This window comes from Pseudocitrobacter sp. 73, assembly GCF_008369545.1.
Taxonomy (GTDB): Bacteria; Pseudomonadota; Gammaproteobacteria; order Enterobacterales; family Enterobacteriaceae; genus Pseudocitrobacter; species Pseudocitrobacter vendiensis.
In genome coordinates this window covers 182,513-203,158 of record NZ_VTZO01000006.1, presented here as the reverse complement: position 1 = coordinate 203,158, position 20,646 = coordinate 182,513, and the positions used below count along the sequence as shown (strand labels likewise).

At 53.6% G+C, this 20,646-nt stretch carries 23 protein-coding genes; 4 read left to right on the top strand and 19 right to left on the bottom strand.

Translation table 11 applies throughout. The features are described 5' to 3' along the window. Positions 1 to 26 precede the first annotated feature (26 nt). From F0Q32_RS05990 to sbcB, 7 genes are all read right to left on the bottom strand, one after another. Positions 27 to 443, bottom strand: a complete 417-nt coding sequence (locus F0Q32_RS05990; protein ID WP_149462346.1) for a hypothetical protein — start codon at positions 441 to 443, stop codon at positions 27 to 29. Continuing rightward, positions 419 to 1,705, bottom strand: a complete 1,287-nt coding sequence (locus F0Q32_RS05985) for a phosphatase PAP2/dual specificity phosphatase family protein (protein ID WP_149462345.1) — start codon at positions 1,703 to 1,705, stop codon at positions 419 to 421. The genes F0Q32_RS05990 and F0Q32_RS05985 overlap by 25 nt, the downstream gene beginning before the upstream one ends. Then, the gene (locus F0Q32_RS05980) at positions 1,702 to 3,462 is read right to left on the bottom strand and encodes a bifunctional alpha/beta hydrolase/class I SAM-dependent methyltransferase (protein ID WP_149462344.1); all 1,761 of its coding nucleotides are present in this window, start codon (positions 3,460 to 3,462) and stop codon (positions 1,702 to 1,704) included. The genes F0Q32_RS05985 and F0Q32_RS05980 overlap by 4 nt, the downstream gene beginning before the upstream one ends. Then, on the bottom strand, positions 3,455 to 4,096 hold the full coding sequence (locus F0Q32_RS05975) for a 1-acyl-sn-glycerol-3-phosphate acyltransferase (RefSeq protein WP_149462343.1): 642 nt from the start codon (positions 4,094 to 4,096) through the stop codon (positions 3,455 to 3,457). Before F0Q32_RS05975 ends, F0Q32_RS05980 begins: the two co-directional genes overlap by 8 nt. Positions 4,097 to 4,099: 3 nt before the next feature. Continuing rightward, the gene (locus F0Q32_RS05970; RefSeq protein WP_370516870.1) at positions 4,100 to 5,035 is read right to left on the bottom strand and encodes a phosphatidate cytidylyltransferase; all 936 of its coding nucleotides are present in this window, start codon (positions 5,033 to 5,035) and stop codon (positions 4,100 to 4,102) included. After that, on the bottom strand, positions 5,014 to 5,619 hold the full coding sequence (locus F0Q32_RS05965) for a CDP-alcohol phosphatidyltransferase family protein (protein WP_149462342.1): 606 nt from the start codon (positions 5,617 to 5,619) through the stop codon (positions 5,014 to 5,016). Before F0Q32_RS05965 ends, F0Q32_RS05970 begins: the two co-directional genes overlap by 22 nt. 166 nt (positions 5,620 to 5,785) lie before the next feature. Continuing rightward, entirely contained in the window at positions 5,786 to 7,210 is a 1,425-nt protein-coding gene (sbcB, locus tag F0Q32_RS05960; protein WP_149462341.1) for an exodeoxyribonuclease I, read from the bottom strand. A gap of 190 nt (positions 7,211 to 7,400) precedes the next feature. Between sbcB and dacD the strand changes: the two genes are divergently transcribed. The 4 genes from dacD to F0Q32_RS05940 all read left to right on the top strand — a co-directional run bounded on the left by dacD (position 7,401) and on the right by F0Q32_RS05940 (position 10,808). Then, positions 7,401 to 8,567, top strand: coding sequence for a serine-type D-Ala-D-Ala carboxypeptidase DacD (gene dacD, locus F0Q32_RS05955; protein WP_149462340.1), 1,167 nt, complete (start codon positions 7,401 to 7,403; stop codon positions 8,565 to 8,567). Positions 8,568 to 8,683: 116 nt separating this feature from the next. Then, positions 8,684 to 9,157, top strand: a complete 474-nt coding sequence (sbmC, locus tag F0Q32_RS05950) for a DNA gyrase inhibitor SbmC (RefSeq protein ID WP_149462339.1) — start codon at positions 8,684 to 8,686, stop codon at positions 9,155 to 9,157. Between the two features lie 90 nt (positions 9,158 to 9,247). After that, positions 9,248 to 10,306, top strand: coding sequence for an FUSC family protein (locus F0Q32_RS05945; RefSeq protein WP_149462338.1), 1,059 nt, complete (start codon positions 9,248 to 9,250; stop codon positions 10,304 to 10,306). Between the two features lie 166 nt (positions 10,307 to 10,472). Continuing rightward, a complete protein-coding gene (locus tag F0Q32_RS05940) occupies positions 10,473 to 10,808 on the top strand; it encodes a DUF496 family protein (protein WP_015963878.1) in 336 nt (111 codons plus the stop codon). Positions 10,809 to 10,845: 37 nt separating this feature from the next. Here F0Q32_RS05940 and F0Q32_RS05935 read toward each other — a convergent pair whose 3' ends face one another. From F0Q32_RS05935 to F0Q32_RS05880, 12 genes are all read right to left on the bottom strand, one after another. Beyond that, positions 10,846 to 11,706 (bottom strand): GHMP kinase, encoded by an 861-nt coding sequence (locus tag F0Q32_RS05935; protein WP_149462337.1) that lies wholly within the window; start codon positions 11,704 to 11,706, stop codon positions 10,846 to 10,848. Between the two features lie 92 nt (positions 11,707 to 11,798). Further along, positions 11,799 to 13,013 carry an acetate/propionate family kinase gene (locus F0Q32_RS05930; protein WP_149462336.1) on the bottom strand — a complete coding sequence of 405 codons (1,215 nt, stop codon included), beginning with the start codon at positions 13,011 to 13,013 and terminating at the stop codon, positions 11,799 to 11,801. Further along, on the bottom strand, positions 12,998 to 13,450 hold the full coding sequence (pduV, locus tag F0Q32_RS05925; RefSeq protein ID WP_149462335.1) for a propanediol utilization protein PduV: 453 nt from the start codon (positions 13,448 to 13,450) through the stop codon (positions 12,998 to 13,000). The genes F0Q32_RS05930 and pduV overlap by 16 nt, the downstream gene beginning before the upstream one ends. Positions 13,451 to 13,454: 4 nt before the next feature. Next, a complete protein-coding gene (gene pduU / locus F0Q32_RS05920) occupies positions 13,455 to 13,805 on the bottom strand; it encodes a propanediol utilization microcompartment protein PduU (protein ID WP_149462334.1) in 351 nt (116 codons plus the stop codon). Next, positions 13,805 to 14,359 (bottom strand): propanediol utilization microcompartment protein PduT, encoded by a 555-nt coding sequence (gene pduT / locus F0Q32_RS05915; RefSeq protein WP_149462333.1) that lies wholly within the window; start codon positions 14,357 to 14,359, stop codon positions 13,805 to 13,807. Before pduT ends, pduU begins: the two co-directional genes overlap by 1 nt. A gap of 2 nt (positions 14,360 to 14,361) precedes the next feature. Then, positions 14,362 to 15,717, bottom strand: a complete 1,356-nt coding sequence (locus F0Q32_RS05910) for a 4Fe-4S dicluster domain-containing protein (protein WP_149462332.1) — start codon at positions 15,715 to 15,717, stop codon at positions 14,362 to 14,364. Continuing rightward, complete coding sequence (locus F0Q32_RS05905) at positions 15,714 to 16,826, bottom strand: 1-propanol dehydrogenase PduQ (RefSeq protein WP_149462331.1); 1,113 nt, start codon at positions 16,824 to 16,826, stop codon at positions 15,714 to 15,716. Before F0Q32_RS05905 ends, F0Q32_RS05910 begins: the two co-directional genes overlap by 4 nt. A 10-nt stretch (positions 16,827 to 16,836) precedes the next feature. Next, on the bottom strand, positions 16,837 to 18,222 hold the full coding sequence (gene pduP / locus F0Q32_RS05900; RefSeq protein WP_149462330.1) for a CoA-acylating propionaldehyde dehydrogenase PduP: 1,386 nt from the start codon (positions 18,220 to 18,222) through the stop codon (positions 16,837 to 16,839). Continuing rightward, complete coding sequence (gene pduO / locus F0Q32_RS05895) at positions 18,219 to 19,226, bottom strand: two-domain cob(I)yrinic acid a,c-diamide adenosyltransferase PduO (protein WP_149462329.1); 1,008 nt, start codon at positions 19,224 to 19,226, stop codon at positions 18,219 to 18,221. Before pduO ends, pduP begins: the two co-directional genes overlap by 4 nt. A 9-nt stretch (positions 19,227 to 19,235) precedes the next feature. Further along, entirely contained in the window at positions 19,236 to 19,511 is a 276-nt protein-coding gene (gene pduN / locus F0Q32_RS05890) for a propanediol utilization microcompartment protein PduN (protein ID WP_149462328.1), read from the bottom strand. Between the two features lie 3 nt (positions 19,512 to 19,514). Continuing rightward, positions 19,515 to 20,006 carry a microcompartment protein PduM gene (gene pduM / locus F0Q32_RS05885; RefSeq protein WP_149462499.1) on the bottom strand — a complete coding sequence of 164 codons (492 nt, stop codon included), beginning with the start codon at positions 20,004 to 20,006 and terminating at the stop codon, positions 19,515 to 19,517. Further along, positions 20,006 to 20,635 carry a phosphate propanoyltransferase gene (locus F0Q32_RS05880; protein WP_149462327.1) on the bottom strand — a complete coding sequence of 210 codons (630 nt, stop codon included), beginning with the start codon at positions 20,633 to 20,635 and terminating at the stop codon, positions 20,006 to 20,008. The genes pduM and F0Q32_RS05880 overlap by 1 nt, the downstream gene beginning before the upstream one ends. Positions 20,636 to 20,646: the final 11 nt, after the last annotated feature.

Sequence of the window (20,646 nt, the reverse complement as noted above, 5' to 3'; positions counted from 1 at the left end):
AGTGCGCCCCGCAGGTGCGGGGCGTATTACCTTGCGACCAATACAACGACCCAAATAAGCCACAGAATACCGGTAAGCAACATCGTCAATTTATATTGCTTTAAGGCCCCTGCTTGACGTTGTGCAAACGTCAGCGATTGAAGCTTCTTACGCTGCCATATAAAAAAAAGTGCCTCTCCCGCAAGATGATTATTCTTTTCGTCGATCGCGCGAAGGTACCGGGTATCAAGCCAAAGTCTCCAGCATCCGTACCAGATGAGCCCGCATACAAACGTCATTAATCCCGTGAACACGCCTGGGGTTAAACAAGGTCTCGACAGCAGTATCCACATCATGGGCGGAATGGAAAAAAACATGAAAAAACGCGAACTCTCAAGCGTATCTTGCACAAGCTGACGATGTAACAACGCCGCGCTGTTTAATTGATTTTCTCTGTTTTCCATCTTTGCAAGAGTTCTCTGGATGCGGGTGTAAATACAACTTCCGGTCTGGCCTGTTGAATCATTGCTATGGCAGCCGAAGGTTCAAGTTGTGGATTTCGGTAAATCAACCAGGCTGCGGTGACCAGTGCGCTACGTGATAACCCCAGCGCGCAATGTACCAGCACGCTGCCATGGTTTGCGCGCAGTTGTTCCAGTTCCGTTACTGCACGGTGTAGTAGAGTGATGTCCGGAATAACCAAATCTAACATCGGTACACAGCAGTAAGTTTTGCCCCCCGTTGAATGAGAGCGGGGGAATTCACTGGTGAGATCGAGTACGGCCTGTTGAACGGGTAATGTACGCGGATAGATGGAAATGGAGACTCCCTCCCTGACCGGGCTAATCGGGGGTAAAATTCGCGTGTATAAACGCATGGATAGCCACATTCCTGCGCGCCATGGCAGTAATAACCACCACGCAGCTGGAGCAATTCTTCCTTGTTCATCTTTCTGTAGCGCATTTACACCCGCTACGCCGTAAGCCAGGGTTACGATAAATAAGGCTAATGTGGGCCACCAAAACCAGGGCGTGATGAGGGTCGCGCAAAGTGCAAACAGCATGGCGCTAAGATAGCGCAAGCTTAGTTGCCTCTTTTTCTCTGTCGCTAATTGCCCATGCCAGTTACCCTTCTCAGGGATAAGCCAGTCGATGAATAACCCCACAGCGAATCCCGTGAGAACATCAATAAAGTGATGTTGCCAGGTTGTCAGAACCGAAATGGCAATCAGAAAAAACCAGCCGGTATTTAACGATTGCCATCGATCACGTAAATGCCGAGAGAAATGACGCCATAGCAGCCAGCTGAGAATAATGTGCAAAGAAGGGGATTGGTTATAAGGCAAGTCGACGTGTTCAAGCTGTGCAAATAACCAACCTGTAAAGCCGGTTACATCTGGCCGGGTAAAAGTAAACTGTAAAGGAAACAGCAGGAAACCTGCGCAGGCTATCAGCGAAGCCAGTAACAACTGGCAAACCAGCCGGCGCTGTTCATGGCGTGAAGTGCAAACAAACAATGATAGACCGTACAGGAGATCGAGACTCCAGTAAGGCAGGATGGTCAGTGGCACGAAAGGAATATTCTGTTCCCAGCAAAAGACGACACTCCCGACGTCGCTGCGTCCGGCAGTGAACTGGTTCACCTGCCCATAGGTTAAGAAAAAAAAGGGGGCCAGCACTATTAGCCAGCCCACTCCTTGCCTGAAGAGGGTGAGTCGGGTGGTCATGAGGCGCGGCGCACAGCCAGTGAAACCGTGAAAATACCCCATTCATCAATAAGCTGTGCACACTTATCGAAACCAGCCTCGCGGACGAGGGCGTCCATCTCCCCCTGGGTTCGAACACGCATAACCCACGCTTTGCCATCTTTATGACTGGTGAGGGACCAGGCAATTGTTTTTAATTGCGGATGCCAGGGCTGCCCGGTATAGATCAAAATTCCGCCAGGCTCAATGGCGTCAGCCATTCCCGCAAGCGAGCGACGTACCATCTCGTTTTCCGGAAAAAGTTCGTACAGCCCAGAGACAATTCCGAGTGTTGGGCGCGGGGTGAGGGCGGCTAAATCCTGGCGATTAAACGCGTCACCTTTTTCGAATCGTGCGCGACCAGCCATACCGCGACCTGCGATCATCTCCTGACCTTTTGCCACGTTTAATTCACTGAAATCGCGCAAGAGGATGTCCGTTGCCGCAGCATTGTCTTCCAGCGCATCGAGCACATAGCGTCCATGTCCGGCAGCAATATCGACCACGCGCACTGGCCTGTTTTCTGCTGTTAGCTGTTCGACCGCTTGCCTTATAAGCCTCTGAAGATGAATTTTGCGCTGGCGAATACCTTTCCAGCCCACACTGTCGAGGTAGTTCTTATCAATCATGCGCCCTAATATGCTGCTTCCCTGTGGCTGATTACGATAGACATAGTCGAGTGTACTGCCGGAATCAAAGCCAGTCTCAAAACCAAGGCGTACGCCACTGGACTGCGTGCCCAGTATTTTCATGCCATAACGTAAGCCGCGATAGACGAAGTCATCCAATGAATAAGGCTCAGGCCCTCCGCTTAACATGCGCCAGTTGTCGGCACCCGGGCTCCGCTGGTCTTCTGAACTGTAGTCAAAATGCTGTGGTGGGTTGGTATAAAGCCTGTCAATGAATTCACGCATTTTATCAAATGCCAGATAGCGATCTTTTTCGCCAAGTGTATCGTGATAAAAACCTGGCAGAACGTGCAGCTCTTTATTTTGATTACGTAGATTATGGTAGAAATCAAGCTGCGGCTGGCGATGCACGACGTAATCTTCCCCCGAGACCAACATCTGAACAGGCAGAGTAATTGCGCTGGCATCACTGACCACGCGCTCCGCCGTTTTATAGAGATCGAGCAGAATATTCACAGCAATCGGACGGGTAATCAGCGGATCCTGGTTGAAGCTCACCACCCGGTCAGGATCATGAGTCAGATATTTACCTTTCACATAAGAGTTCACGAAAAAGAGGCCACGTAATCGATGCAGCAACGCCAGCCCGGGACGGGCAAAAGGTACGTAAAGTTTAACCTTAAACGCGGGGGAAGCCAGAACCAGCCCGCGCAACCTGGGCGCATAATCATGCGCCCAGGTTGCTGCCAGCACCGCACCAACGCTTTGTGCCACCACAACGATATCCTCCAACGGAACCCCGCTATCACGCGCAGTGAAGCGGACAAACTCGTCGACATCCAGCACCGAACGAGCCAGTGAGGGACTGAAGCCTCGAAGGCCAGGAGAGCGACCATGTCCTCTGGCGTCCCAGGCGTAAAACGTCGTGTCTGGCATGGCAAGTTCATCGACGATGTGCTGCAGGCGACCTGAATGCTCGTGACCACGGTGAAATAACACAATCACTTTTCGCGCCGTCTCGCCCGCGGTTGCGGGCCAGTAGCGATAAAACAGCTCAACATTATCGCTGGTAAGAAATTGTCGCTCTTCAGGTGTCCGTGTATTAATCATGAGGATGATTCCCTGTTGTTTGTTGCTCAAGAGCCTGCAGTTGTTCCTTTAGCATGCTCATAGATTGCTGTTTATCCTGATTGAAATACAACGCATCCCCGACAGTGACATCGATAAATAAAGGCAGGGGGATAACGCTTCCTTTCGCCATCGCCTGGTCCGTTCCGCGAAGCCAGATGGGGACGATGGGCACTTCCGGCACCGCCTGACTCAAGTGCCAAACGCCTGATTTGAGTGGCGACAGAATGCCTGGGTCGCCACGTGTACCTTCAGGAAACAGAATGACCGTTTTGCCTTCTCGCAGCGCTTGTTCACATAACGCCAGTGGGTTGTTGTCGCCCCCTTTGCGTGAGACGGGAATAATGTTGAGGATGTTTAGCGAAAACCACGCCATTACCTTGTTTCGCAGGAAGTAATCCGCCGCCGCAACGGGGTGAACGCTGGCCTGCTGACGCAGTGGAAAGAGAGACAACAGTGCAAATACATCCATATGGCTATTATGATTCGCCACGACAATCGACGGGCCATGTTTGGGCAGTTTTTCACGGTGCCTGATTCGTAGCCCTAACCATAGCCACATTACGGGCCAGACAATGCAAAGCGAGAAAAGCAAGCGAAGAATACGTTTCTGCATAGATTAGTAATAATAATAACGAATGAAATGGAAGAAGACCGGTGCAGTAAAGAGCAGTGAATCCAGACGATCGAGGATGCCTCCATGGCCGGGTAACAGCGTTCCGCTGTCTTTCACACCGATGTCACGTTTAATGGCTGACATCACAACATCGCCACAGAAACCCGTTATGCCGATGATCGCCCCAGCGGCTAATGCCATTGGCGAGGATAGCGGTGTGAGTACCGGCCCCAATACTGTTGCGACGAGCGCGGTGGTTGCAACCCCACCCAAAAGGCCGGCCAACGTTTTATTAGGGCTGACTTTAGGCGTCACTTTGATATGACCCAGCGATTTGCCCCATAGATATTGCGCTATGTCGTTTAGCTCTGTCAGACCGACCAAAAAAAGGACCAACAATGCGCCAGTGGATTGATTGTCTGACGGTAAAATGAGTAAAAAGGCGACGTGACTGAAGGCAAAAACCGTCGTCATCAGACCCCAGTGCAACTGAGATGCTGTTCGTAAAAAGTTGTGAGTGTCACCAGCAATCACCATTCGTGTCGGTAAGAACAGGAAAACATACACGGGAATAAAAATCGTAAACATGCCGTACCAGCCGATACCAATCAGCCAGTAGTTAAGGGGAATAGCAATAAACATCCATAACAATGGCATGCGATCGGATTGACGCAATGGCGCCAGGGTCAGAAATTCTTTCAGCGCGACAAAACTGACCAGGGCGAAGAAAGTAAGTGCCAGCCAGTGAGGGCTGAGCAGGGCCAGTGAGAACAGGATGATGATGATCCACCAGGTACGTATACGTAGCGTGAGTTCTCGCCAGTTTTTCCCCGGACGTAGCAGCACCAGTAATCCATTGATTAGCGTGGCGAGCAATAAGAGTAAATAGATAGCCGCCAGCGATTTCTCAAGCAACATTATGTCGTCTCTCCCTGGCATATCGCACTGCGGCAACGATTCACCACTGTCCAGAGCAACAGTAGCGTCGCCATGCCCCATAATGCGTTATTCCATTGCACTAACGAGGGCCAGAATGTCAATGCAAGCCCCCACGCGCCGAATACCAGTGCTCTGTCACTCTTGCCAAACGGCCCGGTATAACTGCGATTACCGGTGAGTGTTTGTGCCAATACCCCACAGAACTCTGTCATCAGCGCGCAAAACAGCATGAATAGAATCAGAATGGCGTTACTGTCGGGGAGAAGCATGAAGGGTAAGTAGAGTGCAACATCGGAAAGCACATCCCCTGTTTCATTCAAAATAGCCCCGAGGGATGTTTTCTGATTGCACTCACGGGCAAGCATGCCATCCAGAGCATTGAGCGCCATACGAATGAACAGCACGACGGGCAGAAGCACAAATAAACCCGGGTCAGGGAAGATGGCCAGTATGCCGCCTGTGATAAACGAGAGTGCCAACGCAGAGAGTGTGATGTGATTAGGCGTAATGTGATGTTTATGCAGCCAAAACATCATCGGACGCAATAGGCGCTGAAAGGCGGGTTTTATTTGGTAGAGGGTCATTATTCTATTCCGTGAATAATTTTCGACCCGGGTATGATGCGCCTACGCATCCGCATGGAGGAAACGCTTTTTATTCGGAAGAGGCAAATTCGGAAAAGAGCCCGTCACGAGTCGCATGCGGGCTTAAAGGCAAAACACTAACCGTCTATTAACAGTGCGGCGAGCGTTAAACAATTTCCTGCGCGTACTGATACAGCGCTTTCAGCAGTGCCAGTTTCTCACTGTTCCCTTCATACTGCGCGTACAGCGCTTCCAGTTGCTGCATATAGGCTTGTAAAAACTCCGGCGTAAAGATATCGCGGCGATGTTCCAGCCAGCGCATCTGCTCCTGCTCGTCCAGCGAGCCTGGGAAATTGCGCGCCCGGTAGTTAAACAACAATTTCTCAATACGCGCATCGGCGAAGGTGAGATCCAGTGCGGGCAGATTGCGCGGCTCGGTTTCCAGCACAATTTTCATTGCGGCCCGGTCAGCATCGCTGAAGAAGCCGTTATAGAGCTGCGCATCGACATTCGGCGACGGCACGAACGGCTCGGCTTCGGCGAAGATCGCCACCACTTTTTCACGTACCTGCGGGTTTTCGCGCAGAACTTTAAGATTATCCAGACAATGCTGGCGATTAATGCCCAGACGTTCAGCATCTTCCGGGCGTAGAGTATTCGCGACGGCCAGCACCGGGCATTTATTCAGATGCACCAGTTTCACCGGAACCGGTGAGGCATCTCCCAGGTCGGCTTTCGGTGTGTAGAGACGTTCGCGCAGGGTATCGGTGTCCAGATCCAGCAGTGAAGAGATATCACCGGCCAAATCCACCATGATCACCGCATTGCGGTTGTCCGGATGCCACGCCAGCGGGGCAATCCAACTGGTATTGCCGCGCCAGGCGCCAAACATCCCGGACACATGCACCAGCGGTTTCATTTGCGGCACATCAATCAGCGTGGTCAGTTTTTGCTTGCTACGATAGGCATATAAATAGTCAAACAGCTTAGGCTGGTGGGTTTTAACCAGTTTTGCCATGGCGATAGTGGCATAAACATCTGCCATCGCATCGTGAGCGTTAGTGTGCTCAATACCGTTCGCTTTGGTCAGATGTTCAAGACGGAAGCTCGGCAACCCGTCTTCATTTTCTGGCCAGTTGATCCCTTCCGGGCGCAGGGCATAGCAGGCGCGCATCACATCCAGCAGATCCCAGCGCGAGTTATGGTTTTGCCAGCTCCAGGCGTAAGGATCGTAGAAGTTGCGGTAGAAGATATTGCGCGTAACTTCATCATCGAAACGCACATTGTTGTAACCCACTACACAGGTATTTGGCACGGTGAAAAGATCGTGAATGCGGCGAGCGAACGCAGCTTCGTTATCGCCCTTCGCGCGCGCTTCCTGCGGGGTAATGCCGGTAATCAATACCGCTTCCGGTTGCGGCAGATAATCATCAGCGGGTTTACAGTAAAAGACCTCGGGCTCTCCGACGATAGTAAAATCGTTATCGGTACGAATGGCGGCAAACTGAGCCGGGCGATCCAGCGACGGGCTGGTGCCGAAGGTTTCGTAATCGTGGAAGAGGAATCCGGGGGTATTGGCAGGTTCTTGCATGGTCTTAACGTAATCCCTGATAAGCGAGCGGGCGAATTAACACCATGGTAAACGATTTACAGTCCCATCAGAAGGGTGGGTTTTCGAGGCCGATTCAGGTTATGTCATATTTTCTTGCAATTAATGGCTGTATGAAAGCGGGAAGTTCCGTAAAAAGGACCACGATTTTGAAATTGCTGAGGATTTGCTGTTGAAAGCCCGTTTGTTTATTGCTGTATCTTTGCTCGCTTCGAGTATTTCTTGTGCCTTTGCTACTGACAGCGCGGTTCCTCCCGTCACGCCACCGGCCATTAAAGCCGGTTCCTGGGTATTAATGGATTATACCACCGGGCAAATTTTGACTGCCGGAAATGAACACCAGCAGCGTAACCCGGCAAGCCTGACCAAGCTGATGACCGGTTACGTCGTGGATCGCGCCATCGATAGCCACCGTATTACGCCGGACGATATCGTCACCGTAGGCCGCGATGCCTGGGCGAAAGGTAATCCGGTATTTGATGGCTCGTCGCTGATGTTCCTGAAAGAGGGTGATCGGGTCAGCGTGCACGATCTGAGCCGTGGCCTGATTGTCGATTCCGGGAACGACGCCTGCGTCGCGCTGGCGGATTACATCGCCGGGGGCCAGCCGCAGTTCGTCGCCATGATGAATCACTATGTGGAAACGCTGAAACTTCGCGATACCCATTTTGAAACGGTGCATGGCCTGGATGCGCCGGGGCAACACAGTTCTGCTTATGATCTCGCCGTATTGTCACGCGCGATCATTCATGGCGAGCCTGATTTTTATCACATGTACAGCGAGAAAAGCCTGACGTGGAACGGTATCACGCAGCAGAACCGTAACGGACTGTTGTGGGATAAAACCATGAACGTTGATGGCCTGAAAACCGGCCATACATCCGGCGCAGGCTTTAACCTTATCGCCTCTGCGGTTGACGGCAAACGCCGCCTGATTGCGGTGGTCATGGGCGCAGACAGCCCGAAAGGGCGTGAAGAGCAGGCGCGCACATTGCTGCACTGGGGACAACAGAATTTCGACACCGTGCAGGTGCTGCAAAACGGTAAAAAAGTGGGCACTGAGCGCATCTGGTACGGGGATAAAGAGACGATTGATCTCGGCACCGATCAGGATTTCTGGCTGGCGCTGCCGAAGAAGGAAATTCCCAACATTAAGGCGAAATACGTGCTGGACGGCAAAGAGCTGGAAGCACCTATCGCCGCGCATCAGCGCGTGGGGGAAATTCAACTTTATGACCGCGATAAGATTGTCGCTCACTGGCCGCTGGTCACGCTGGAGAGTGTCAATAAGGGGGGGATGTTCTCGCGCCTGAGCGACTATTTCCACCATAAAGCGTAACGCTGACACCTCCGTCATCCCCTGGCGACAATGTGAAGCAGTGCACATACTATCAGGTAAGGCACTGCTATATTTTACTGTATCTATATACAGTAAACTCTGTCTGAGGGGGATCTATGCACTACAGTATCGAACATGTCCACGCCCGTACCGTCGCCGGTTTCCATCTGGTTGGCCCATGGGAAGAAACCGTTAAGCAGGGTTTTGAGCAACTGATGATGTGGGTAGACACTCAGTCAATACCGGCGAAGGAGTGGGTAGCCGTCTATTTCGATAACCCCGATGAAGTGCCGCCTGAAAAACTGCGCTGCAATACGGTGGTGACGGTGGCTGACAATTTCACATTGCCGCCCAATAGCGAGGGCGTCATCCTCACCCATATTGATGGCGGCGAATATGCGGTTGCCAGCGCGCGGGTTCTTGAGCATGATTTTTCCACGCCATGGCTGCAATTCTTTGACGTATTGCTGAAAGACAATGCGTATCACATTGATGGCAAGCCCTGCTTCGAAATCTATCTCAACGACGGCAATCAGGATGGCTACTGGGATATTCAGATGTACGTTGCGGTGGCGCGAAACGTGGTCTGAAAATTAAGGTGAAAGATTTTTTTCGCCTCATGATGCGAGCCGGGCAAAAGCAGGTACAATTGCGCTCTTTAGTTCTGCCGGAGAACCGGTGTGCGTCCTGACAAATCACTCAGTCCTTTTGAAATTCGGCTATACCGCAATTACCGTATCGTCCACGGTATCCGTATAGCCCTGGCATTTGTGCTGGCCTTTCTGATTGTACGTATTTTTGACATTCCGGAAGGCTCGTGGCCGCTGATTACTCTCGTGGTTATCATGGGGCCCATCTCGTTCTGGGGAAACGTGGTGCCGCGCGCCTTTCAGCGTATTGGCGGCACTATCCTCGGCTCGGCGCTGGGTTTAATTGCGCTTAAACTTGAACTCATTTCTTTACCGCTGATGCTGATGTGGTGCGCCGGGGCAATGTACCTGTGCGGCTGGCTGACGCTCGGGAAACGTCCCTATCAGGCACTGCTGATTGGCATTACGCTGGGCGTGGTGGTCGGCGCACCGCCGGGCGATATGCATACTGCGCTGTGGCGAAGCGGCGACGTTATTTTCGGTTCGCTGCTGGCGATGCTTTTCACCGGTGTCTGGCCGCAACGGGCGTTTATCCACTGGCGTATCCAGATGGCGGCCTTTGTGACCCAGTTTAATCGTCTCTATCAGGCCGGGTTTTCACCTAATCTGGTGGAACGGCCGCATCTGGAAAAACATCTGCAACAAGTATTGAACGATGTGGTGAAAATCCGCGGGCTGATTACGCCTGCCAGCAAAGAAACGCATATCCAGAAATCGGTATTCGAAGGTATCCAGACCGTGAGCCGCAATCTCGTTTGTATGCTTGAGTTGCAAATTAACGCGCACTGGGCGTCTCGTGAAAGCCACTTTTTAATGCTTAATGCTCATACGCTACGCGAAACGCAGCAGATGACGCAGCAAACGCTATTAACCATCGCCCATGCGCTGTACGAAGGTAACCCGCAGCCGGTAAAAGCGAACACGGAAAAACTCAACGAGATCGTCGATGAGCTCCGCCAGTTGCTGACGGAGCACAAAAGCAATCATATGGTGGAGACGCCCATTCATGGCTACGTGTGGCTCAGCATGGAGCTGGCGCGTCAGCTTGAGCTCTTATCACTGCTTATCTGCCGCGCGCTGCGTAAATAAGCGACGAATGCAACACCTTTGGCCCTGGGTTGTTTCGATTCAGCAGCGTTTAGGGTTATGATGAGGGACAGGTAAAAACCATTGTCATTAGCAGCGGCTATACGTATATATAGTCTTATAGCCGTTGCATTTACGAATCCGAGTCTCAAATATCAGGGGTGTAAAAATGGAAACAACTAAGCCTTCATTTCAGGATGTACTGGAGTTTGTTCGTCTGTTCCGTCGTAAAAACAAACTGCAGCGTGAAATTCAGGACGTTGAGAAAAAGATCCGTGACAACCAGAAGCGCGTACTGCTGCTGGACAACCTTAGCGACTACATCAAACCGGGCATGAGCGTTGAAGCGATTCAGGGCATCATTGCCAGCATGAAGAGCGATTACGAAGATCGCGTTGATGATTACATCATCAAAAATGCCGAAATTTCTAAAGAACGTCGCGACATCTCTAAAAAGCTGAAAGCGATGGGTGAACAGAAGGTTGCTGAGCCGAAAGCTGAGTAATCTCTCTCTTTCAGGCGGCTTTTACGCCGCCTGAATGCTACCTGACGCCGCCTTCCACCATGGGTAGCAGGTATTTTTGCGGCCACAGCACATCGCCTTCTTCTTTTTCTAATTCAGCCATCACGGCGTCAACATCGTGTTGAGCGTTGTCCAGCATCAATCCCATCACGCTACCGCTATGCGCAATACTGACGCCATACAGCGAATAGTGTTCAACAATATCCAGCACGCGTCTGAAACCCGGTTTTGGCAGGATAGCCTGGCTGGCGATAGCGCTCAGCGTTGCCGCCTCGCCCAGCAATACCGCTGACCCCGTCTCACATGCCTGACGCGCTTTCTGCCAGGCGAGCGTCAGTTGCGGCGCGCTGGCGAGCAGGGCGCTATGTCTGTCGAGACGGTGGTAATCTGCGGTTTGCAGTGTGTCCGGGCTTTCCAGTACCAGAATATCAAGCCGGGGTTGTCGAATGCCCACGGTCTGCGCACTGCCTTCATTGTGATCAAACAACGTCAGATGATGAAAGGGTGTGCTATCGGTGGGTTCGAGATTGACGCAAAGCCGTGCCAGTTCCTGCTCGCCAATGCTCTTATCAAAATAGCGAGCCATCGCGACGGCGGTGGCGGCAATATCTGCCGTGCTGCTGGCCATCCCTTTGGCGACCGGAATCGGTGAGTGCAGGTTAATGCGCAACTGGCTGCTCCACTCTGGCGGAAAATCCCAGAGCGTCAGCAACTGATTAACCATTGCGCGGGTAAGCGGGCGTTCATTGTTCGCCGGTTTACCCGCTTTGACTTCCACGGTGCTGTATAGCCCAACCGGGCAGGAGATTAATTTCTCACTTCCCTGGATCCAGCCCTGAATCAGTTCCCCGCAGGATGCGGGGCATTGTGCAATGGCCACGTCAGTACCTTTCGATTGCTTTTTTCTGTGCGCATAGTGTCATGCCAGAAGCGCTATTGCCATGACTTGTCGCAACCCAGAGAACCACAGCATCAGGCAGTAAGACAGGTCTCCAGTGTGTTCGCTATAGCAATACGCATCACATCTTTGGCAATCATCAACTCTTCGTTGGTATTGATGACCGCCACTTTAACAAGGGCGTTTTCGGCCTGAATGAAAGCTGCGTTACGCTGGTTTTTTTCATCATCAATGGAAAGACCCAGGAAGTGCAGGTTATGGCAAATTGCTTGCCTGATCCTCGCGCTATTCTCGCCGATCCCCCCGGTAAAGATCAGGGCATCCAGCCCGCCCATCTGCATGATATAGCTACCGATGGTGGCGCGAATGCGTTCGGTAAACAGCGTTAACGCCAGTTTGGCTCGCGGGTTACCCGCGGTAGCCGCGTTTTCGACATCGCGACAATCGTGCGATACCCCAGAGACGCCTAACAGACCTGATTCGTTGTTAAGCAGATGGTTGAGCTGCTGGGGCGTTTGACCTTCACGCATAGCGACCCACGGCAGAATTGACGGATCAATATCGCCGCTTCGTGTGCCCATCATCACGCCAGATTGCGGCGTGAACCCCATTGAGGTATTAACGGATTTACCGCCCTGAATCGCACAAACACTACTGCCGTTGCCCAGATGGCAACTGACAATCCGTATTGCGCTAAGGGGAATACCCAGTTTTTCCGCGAGTGTATTGCTGACATATTTGTGGCTGGTGCCATGAAAACCGTAGCGGCGAATGCCCAGTTCAGCGTAATAACGCCAGGGAAGAGGGTAGAGGTAGGCGGATGCCTCCAGCGTCTGGTGAAAGGCCGTATCAAATACGGCGACAGCAGGCGCGTTGGGCAACAACTGGCGAAACACGTTAATGCCTACTACGTTGACGGGGTTATGCAAGGGAGCCAGTTCGGAAAGGCGCTCAATCTCTGCCAGCGCATCATCCGTAACAAGTGCGGAATCTTTAAATGATTCTCCGCCGTGGGCGACTCGATGCCCGACCCCGTCAATTTCATTAATGCTGCTGATAATATTGTGACCGAGCAGCTTTTCCAGCAGCAACGCCACTGCCTCGCGGTGGTCGGCGATGGGTAAGGTATCCTGCCATTTCTGCCCCTGCGTCTTGAGGGTGACTTGCCCGTCCACCATCCCGATGCGCTCTATCAGACCCTGGCAGATTTGCTCGCCCTGCGGCATTGAAAGCAGTTGAAACTTAAGAGATGAGCTGCCTGCGTTGATCGCCATTATTTTGTAAGACATGTCAGTTCCTTTTCGTTCAGGAAGGTAAACACCGCGTCCAGCCCGTATTTTGTCAGCGAACTGGTGATGAATACCTTTTCCGCTCCCGCCTGTTCCAGCCACTGCGCAACGGCTGAAATGCGTGACGGGGTGGCTAAATCGGCTTTGGTGACCACCCCGATCACCGGGCGGCTCATTGGCCCGGTGAATCCCGGTGAGAACGGTGACCAGGGCGCATCCGCATTCAGCACCAGCGCGATGACATCGGCCTCGCAGGAACTGACCAGTAACGCGCTGTACAGCCGTCGGTTCTCCAGATATTCACCGGGGGTATCAATCGTGTCAGGCGACCAGACGATCGCCTGCGTTTTTTGATAGTGAAGCGCGTCACCCTGCATACACTGCGTAAGCGATGTTTTACCGCACTGGCTTGGGCCAATTAACATCATTCGTTTCATGGCGTTATGTCCGCGTAATGGGGCAGGCGGTAAACCGCATCATTTCGCCCAGCGTGCGCGTGACCTGGTTGAGCGCATACTCGACCGCGGATACGTCGCCCGTCAGCACGACCGCACCTGTGAAACGGTCGAGGAAACCAATTTCTACCGCCCCTGACTTCGTGGCGATATCACAGGCGATAATCGACGCTTCGCTCGGCGTAATCGTCAGAATACCAATGGCGGTCACCGCATCCTGTAACCCCAGTTTTTTGAATAAATCTTTGCCGGGGTTGGCAATGAGATGTGCCAGCGTGACTTGTTTCCCCGGTACATATTCCTGGATCATGCGATCCGTCGTTTTTTGTTTGTCCATTATCCCTCCACCATCTGACGCCACATCGCCTCATGAGGACGGGGGATTACTGAACGATAGACCAGCAACCCTTTTTCCCCCGCGCTTTCGCTGGCAACCGTAACGGCATTGTTGACATCAGATACCTCTCCGGCGACGACCATGTAGCATTTCCCGCCAATGCCAAACGCCATATGCACGCGTACCAGCGTAACGTTGGACGCTTTGACGGCGCGGTCGGCGGCGCTGATGCAGGCTGCTACGCTCCAGGTTTCGACGATCCCGATGGCCTGGCGCGTATCGACGCTGTTAAGGCCGCTAATGGCAGGCAGTACGCTGGCGTGAATATTGGGCAATACCAGACTATCGACGAGCATCTCTCCGGCAAGCGAAGTCCCTGTTTCAATAGCCTGTTGCACCGCACCAACGTCCCCGCCGAGCATCAACAGGAATTTGCCCGGACAAATCGTTTTGCTGACCAGCAAATTCACATTGGCGCTTTTCAGCATCGCATCGCCGGTTTCCATGCCTTTGGCGATGCTGGTGAGTTCTAAAATACCTATAGCCTGAGACATGATTACCCTCTCACAATGGTAATAGACTGGTCGGTCACATCACTGACAAGACCGTCGATACTGGCATGGACGGGTGCGCCTAACGCACCTTGTGGCATGTCAGCCACGCACTGACCCCGGATAACGCGGTCACCTTTTTGTACGCAGGGAACTGCGCTGGCGCCAATGTGCTGTCGCAGCAGGAGCGTGGTGGTCCCGGTGGTGAATTCAGCATCAGACAGTGGCGCATCGTGATACCACGGCGTGAGGCCCAGTTTGGCGATCAATCGTTTCACGGGTACCAGGCGGTACTTCGCCATCTCGTCAGCAGGATTCAGTGGCCCTTCATAACGCTGGTTTTGGGCGCGCAGTTCGCGTTTTAGCATGCGGTTAATACGCATTGGAGATATCCCCACCGGGCACGCGACGCTTTCGCAGACATTGCATTCGGAGCAGGTCAGGGCGCTGAGTAACAACTGCGGCGTTGCGGTTTGCTGAAAATTGACGGCGCGAACGAGCAGGTGTGGTGACAATTCGTGCCCGATAAGGTGTCGCGGACAGAGGTCTGTGCACAGACGACACTGCTCGCAAACGGTTCTTGCCATGGAAAGCACGGTGCGTTCATCCTGCATACGACGCTGAATCAACGGATGCGATTTCGGCAGGACCAGCAGGCCGCCGGTGGTTTTGGTTACCGGGGCATCCAGCGATGTGATAAGGCTTCCCATCATCGGGCCCCCGTTGATAAAACCAGGGTCATCGATGGTCGCCCCGCCAGCCAGTGCCAGCACTTCGCGCAGAGAGATGCCAACAGGTACGCTCATTGTGAGAGGATTCGCCACCACGCCGTTCACGGTTAATGTCCGGCGTGTCACCGGATAATTTTGCTCCACGGCTCTGGCGATATTCAGGACCGTCTGGACGTTATTAACCACCACCCCGACGCTGACGGGAAGGGCCGCAGGGGGAACGCGGCGGCCAGTTGCCATCCAAATCGTTAACACCTCGTCACCTGCCGGATAGACATCTGGCAGGATATGCAATCGGATGTTGCCGGGTAAAAGCGGGGTTAACACATTGATGGCAGGCTGATATTTCTCTTTAAGCGCAATAATGCCTTCGCGTGCGCTCGTTGCCTTCATTGCATACTCGATGCCACGGATCAGGCGCGCAGGTTGTTGAACCATCAGTTGCTGATCAACTTTCAGCATGGGTTCGCACTCGGCAGCATTGACCAGAAAGGTCTCTACCTGCGCCTGCAATTTAACATGGGCCGGAAAACCTGCTCCCCCGGCACCCACGACGCCCGCATTGCGAACCGCCTCGCGAATAGCCTGAGCATCAACATCAGGTTGTTCTGTATTCAGGGCGCTGTTCATAACAACTCCTCAAGCAATGCCTGAATGGCATCCGCATCTGCGGTGCGCGGGTTAGTCTTCAGCGTGACGTCTGCAAGGGTTGCTTTAACCATGGCCGGAATATGTTGCGACCAGCGTTGTTTCTGTTCTTTAAGCGCGTCGTAAAGCGTGGGGATATTGCACGCTTTTTTGAGCTGTTCAATGTGCTGGATGAGTGCGTTTACGCTGGCGGTTTCATTCGCGTCTTGCGAGCAAAGACGGCAGGCTTTCGCGAACCGGGCATAACGTTTCTCTGCACGTGGATCGTGGGCGTTATAGCGAATGACCGATCCCAGCAGAAGGGCATTCGCCAGACCGTGAGGCAGATGAAACTGACCGCCAAGTTGATGGGCAATGGCGTGATTCAGCCCCAGACCGGCCTGGCTAAAGGCCATCCCCGCCATCGTCGAGGCATTATGCATTTTGCTCCGGGTTGCCAGACAATCGCCTTTACGCACAGCGACAGGCAGATACTGGAAAACAATCTGGCCAGCTTTTTCGGCAAGTGCATCCGTGAAATCACTGGCCTGTGATGAGACGTAAGCCTCCAGCGCGTGGGTCAACACATCCAGCCCCGTGTTAGCCGTGATTGCGGGAGGAACGCTCACTACCAGCATCGGGTCGAGAATGGCCATATCCGGGTAGAGGTCGTTATTGAATAACGGATACTTAATCCCTTTTTCGGGATCGCTTATCACACAAGCGCTGGTGACCTCTGAACCTGTGCCGCTGGTGGTAGGGATGGCGACACAGGTTTCAATTTCGATACCAAACTGGCGGCTGAACCAGACGATGGCTTTCGCCGCGTCAAGCGCCGAACCACCCCCAAAACCAATCACCACGTCAGGAGTCAGGGACTGCATTTGCGCAATCCCCTGTACGACCGTCGCGATGGTAGGATCGGGGGTGATCTCACTAAACACGCTAATGTGATTGCTCGCGGGAAGCGCACCGCGCAGCGTTTCAATCAGTTCGGAGCGCGCCAGAAACCCGTCGCAGATAATCCAGATATGCTTATTCGTAAAGCGCTTCAGCACATGCAAAGAATCTTTGCCACTATACAGCCGGGTTTGCAGTGAAAACCTATTCATCACGACCTCGTTATCGGATGGAGAAACCGTTTGTCAGCACGCAACGACGCGAACGAGCAAAGGTGCGGGCTGATGTGGTGCCTTCCCCGGTGGGCGTTGCGATTGTGAAGGTGGTAAACCCTTCTCCACCCACGCCAATACCTGCGTAGGAGGGGCCGTTTTTCACGAAAATAGACGTTTGCAGCGTGCGAGCCGCCAGGTTAAGGCGAGACACGTTTTGCGAATGCATGATGGCGGTGTGGTGCAGGCCTTCTTCGACCTTCAGCGCCAGCGCCAGTGCACGGTCAAAATCGTTGACTTTGACGACAGGCAACATTGGCATGAGTTGTTCACCGGTTACCCAGACATCATCCGCCTTCACCACGGAAATAAGCAGGCGTGGCACTTTTGCGGGAACCGGAATCCCGGATGCTTCCAGCATGGCTGACGGGCTTTTACCAACCAGTTTTTTGTTGGCCTGGCCGTTCGGCATACAGGTGGCTCGTAGCTTGTCAGTATCCGCTGCGCTGAGAAGCAGAGCGCCAAAACTTTGCATCTGCTGAATCAGTTTTTCCGCGACGGATTCAACAACGATCAGGCTTTTTTCGGCAATACAGGGCAGGTTGTAATCGAACGATGCGCCGTTAATGATATCTTCGGCGGCTTTCACGAGATCTGCCGTTTCATCCACGATACACGGTGGATTTCCTGCGCCTGCGCCAATCACTTTTTTCCCACTGGTCATGCCCATCGCCACAATGCCAGGGCCTCCGGTGATCGCCAGAACGGCAATCCTGGGGTGGGCCATCATTTGTCGGGTCGCTTCAAATGTCGGTTCCGCAACGGTCACGACCAGGTTGCGAATGCCGCAGCAGCGGAAGGCAATCTCTTCGATCATCGCAATCAGTTTGAGCGACACGTTTTTTGCACCCGGATGCGGGCTGAAGTAAACGCTGTTTCCCGCCGCCAGCATGCTAATGCTGTTGTTGATAATGGTTTCTGTCGGGTTTGTACTGGGGGCCACCGAACCTATCACGCCAAACGGTGAGTACTCGAACAGCACCATGCCGCCATCGCCCGTGAGTGCCGTGTTGGTTAAGTCTTCGACTCCCGGCGTGTTATTCAGCGCAGCTTTGTTTTTAAGGAGTTTATCCTCTTTGTTTCCCATGCCCGTTTCGTCCGCACTTTCGGCCGCCAACGCAGGCAGGTGCGGCGTCAGCTCTTCCCGCATCGCGCTGATGATGGCGCTGCGGGTTTTTAACGGGCATTGCTGATAGCGCAAGAAAGCCTGGTGGGCAGCATCAATGGCTTCGCCAACGGACTGAAAAATGCCGTTTTGTTTGGCCTCCACGCACCCGGGTACTAATTGTTCGCTCAGGATTGAGCGAATGAGGGTTTCCAGTTCTGAACTGTTCATTGATGAGTACTCACGTTTATGGCCGCAATGGCGGCTTGTGCAATATCCATGTCCTGTTCAACGCTTCCACCGCTGACACCAAGACCCCCAATGAGTTGCCCGTCACGCCAGAGCGGGAAGCCCCCACCAAAAGTGACGACTTTTCCCTGCATATGACTTTCAAGCCCGTAAAGCGGCGCACCTGGCTGAACGGCGCTGGCCAGTTCGTGTGTCGCGGATTTCATCGCCACGGCAGTCCAGGCTTTTTTGGGCGCGAGTTCGCTGCTGACTAACAGGGCGTCAGGCATTCGCCATGTCACCGTTTCCGTACCGTGACCATCAACAATGCTGACCACAACGGGTACGTTGATTTCTTCTGCTCGTGCCACGGCAGAGCGGGTCAACTGGTGGAGATCCTGAAAAGAGAGACTCATAGCGTAATCCTTCGCGGGTAAGGAGTGCGTGGACGCCAGGTAGCGTCTCATCACTTCCTGAATGATCGTATCCTGATGGGCGTCGTGATCTTCGGCGCGCGCCAGGGCATACAGGCAATCGGAAAGCCGATTGATATAGCGCATTAACACCTGCCTGACGGATATTTCCTCAGACAGTTCAACCAGACGACGCTCTGCGCGGCGAGCGAGGGTACGGGCGAAATGCAGACGACTTGCGGCTTCGCTGCGGCCTGGCAGAATAAAACTGTGCAGAGGGGGAACACGCCCCATTGCGGTATCAATGGCTGTTTCCAGTGCGGCAATCTCTTCCGTGCTGATGTAACGCTGGTTCGGCGAGGGCGTATCGCTTTCGCAGGCCAGTTCGGCGCTAAACCAGAAAAGCTGCTGTTGAACCGCCTCCAGCAGAGAACGATGCTGTTCGCACTCTGTGGCACACACGCACAGGCTCAGGGCAGCGTTGAGTTCATCAAGCGTGCCGTAGGACTCAACGCGTGGATGTGCTTTGCTGACGCGCTGACCGGTAAAGAGGGCGGTTGTTCCGCCGTCGCCCGTGCGGGTATAAATCGGCATGCTGCCCCCTTAGCGAGAAAGTGTGTCGACAATGCCGACAACGGCCAGATCGATGGCTTCGTTGGGGCCGGAAAAAACGTGCCGCGCACTGGAGCCGCTACTGAGCAACACCAGTTCGCCCACACCTGCGCCCACTGAATCGACCGCCACCTCATCACCGGAAGCGGGGCTTGCGGGCGGTTCTCCGTCGGCGCTAACCCGACGCACCAACAGGAGTTTTTTACCCACCAGAGAAGGCGATTTTTGCGTGGCGACCACTGCGCCAGTAACTCGGGCCAGATGCATGGTTCACTCCTGCTTAATTAACTGAATATTCCGCTGGCTGGCGGCTTCTCGGGCTAACGCCGTAACAACGCACTGGCGACGTAACACCAGCACGCCTCCACAGTGACGCGCCACGTCGGCATGGCTCAATAGCGTAAGCGGGTGTAAAACAACGTTTTTCCCCTGTTCGTCGCTGAACGTAAGGGGCAGTCGGGCCAGCTTTTTTACGGGCATGGCCGATAACAGACGGTGCTGTACTGACAGGTGTACGCGCAGACCGGATGCCATCGCGTCCTGAATAATGACTGCTGCGGCATTTGACGATGCGGCATGGGCAACGTGCTCCAGCAACGGCAGATCAACCTGCAGGATCGTCAGCGAGGCATAGTGGCAAAACAACGCGCGAGCGTTGGCTTCCCGCAGTTGCGCGACGCTGAGCGTAGCAACACGCCCGGCACGACGCGTGAGGCGGCAAACAACCTCTTCGACGATTCGCTGCAACTGTTCACTGTTCATCACGGCATGACCAGTCTGGCGCAGACCTGGGGATTATCGGCCCCTGCGGCGTTGGCTTCGTCCGTGTCGATATGCATCTCAAGGCACATATCTGGTGAGACACGAACCGCGACGTTATCGAACACCAACCGCCGCGCATCGCCTTCAATGGCAACAGAAACGCTGTCGCCGTGAGAAACGCGCAGGATCAAGGCATCCAGTGGCGACATGTGAATATGACGCTGAGCGACAATGACTCCGGACGTTAAATCCAGCTCGGCGAAGGGGCTTACAAGACGCACGCCTGGTGTGCCAGCCAGATCGCCGGACATACGCAGTGGCGCGGTAATCCCTAACGTTCTGGCATCGGTTCGAGAAATCTCCACCTGGCTGGCGCTGCGCAGCGGCCCCAGCAAACGGACATTCTTCAACTGACCCTTTGGCCCAACGATCGTCAGGGTCTGGTCCGATGCGAACTGCCCAGGCTGGAGAAGCCCCTTTTTCTCACTGATCGGTTGCCCCGGGAAAAGTCGGGCATAATCGTCTTCACTGAGATGGATATGACGGTTTGAAACGCCCAGTGGGATAGGGCGTTCGCGTATTTCATCCAGTACTTTGCTGACCGTTGTTTCCAGTTCTTGTTTGTCCATTACGCTTTACC

Bases quoted from the DNA above. Each gene is read 5' to 3' on its own strand.
- pduT (WP_149462333.1), bottom strand. From the start codon at position 14,359: ATGTCTCAGGCTATAGGTATTTTAGAACTCACCAGCATCGCCAAAGGC.
- pduM (WP_149462499.1), bottom strand. From the start codon at position 20,006: ATGAACAGTGAACAGTTGCAGCGAATCGTCGAAGAGGTTGTTTGCCGC.
- F0Q32_RS05975 (WP_149462343.1), bottom strand. From the start codon at position 4,096: ATGCAGAAACGTATTCTTCGCTTGCTTTTCTCGCTTTGCATTGTCTGG.
- F0Q32_RS05910 (WP_149462332.1), bottom strand. From the start codon at position 15,717: ATGAACAGCGCCCTGAATACAGAACAACCTGATGTTGATGCTCAGGCT.
- F0Q32_RS05940 (WP_015963878.1), top strand. From the start codon at position 10,473: ATGGAAACAACTAAGCCTTCATTTCAGGATGTACTGGAGTTTGTTCGT.
- pduP (WP_149462330.1), bottom strand. From the start codon at position 18,222: ATGAACAGTTCAGAACTGGAAACCCTCATTCGCTCAATCCTGAGCGAA.
- pduU (WP_149462334.1), bottom strand. From the start codon at position 13,805: ATGGACAAACAAAAAACGACGGATCGCATGATCCAGGAATATGTACCG.
- pduN (WP_149462328.1), bottom strand. From the start codon at position 19,511: ATGCATCTGGCCCGAGTTACTGGCGCAGTGGTCGCCACGCAAAAATCG.
- F0Q32_RS05930 (WP_149462336.1), bottom strand. From the start codon at position 13,013: ATGTCTTACAAAATAATGGCGATCAACGCAGGCAGCTCATCTCTTAAG.
- F0Q32_RS05985 (WP_149462345.1), bottom strand. From the start codon at position 1,705: ATGACCACCCGACTCACCCTCTTCAGGCAAGGAGTGGGCTGGCTAATA.
- F0Q32_RS05970 (WP_370516870.1), bottom strand. From the start codon at position 5,035: ATGCCAGGGAGAGACGACATAATGTTGCTTGAGAAATCGCTGGCGGCT.
- pduO (WP_149462329.1), bottom strand. From the start codon at position 19,226: ATGCCGATTTATACCCGCACGGGCGACGGCGGAACAACCGCCCTCTTT.
- F0Q32_RS05980 (WP_149462344.1), bottom strand. From the start codon at position 3,462: ATGATTAATACACGGACACCTGAAGAGCGACAATTTCTTACCAGCGAT.
- F0Q32_RS05990 (WP_149462346.1), bottom strand. From the start codon at position 443: ATGGAAAACAGAGAAAATCAATTAAACAGCGCGGCGTTGTTACATCGT.
- F0Q32_RS05905 (WP_149462331.1), bottom strand. From the start codon at position 16,826: ATGAATAGGTTTTCACTGCAAACCCGGCTGTATAGTGGCAAAGATTCT.
- F0Q32_RS05965 (WP_149462342.1), bottom strand. From the start codon at position 5,619: ATGACCCTCTACCAAATAAAACCCGCCTTTCAGCGCCTATTGCGTCCG.
- sbcB (WP_149462341.1), bottom strand. From the start codon at position 7,210: ATGCAAGAACCTGCCAATACCCCCGGATTCCTCTTCCACGATTACGAA.
- pduV (WP_149462335.1), bottom strand. From the start codon at position 13,450: ATGAAACGAATGATGTTAATTGGCCCAAGCCAGTGCGGTAAAACATCG.
- sbmC (WP_149462339.1), top strand. From the start codon at position 8,684: ATGCACTACAGTATCGAACATGTCCACGCCCGTACCGTCGCCGGTTTC.
- F0Q32_RS05880 (WP_149462327.1), bottom strand. From the start codon at position 20,635: ATGGACAAACAAGAACTGGAAACAACGGTCAGCAAAGTACTGGATGAA.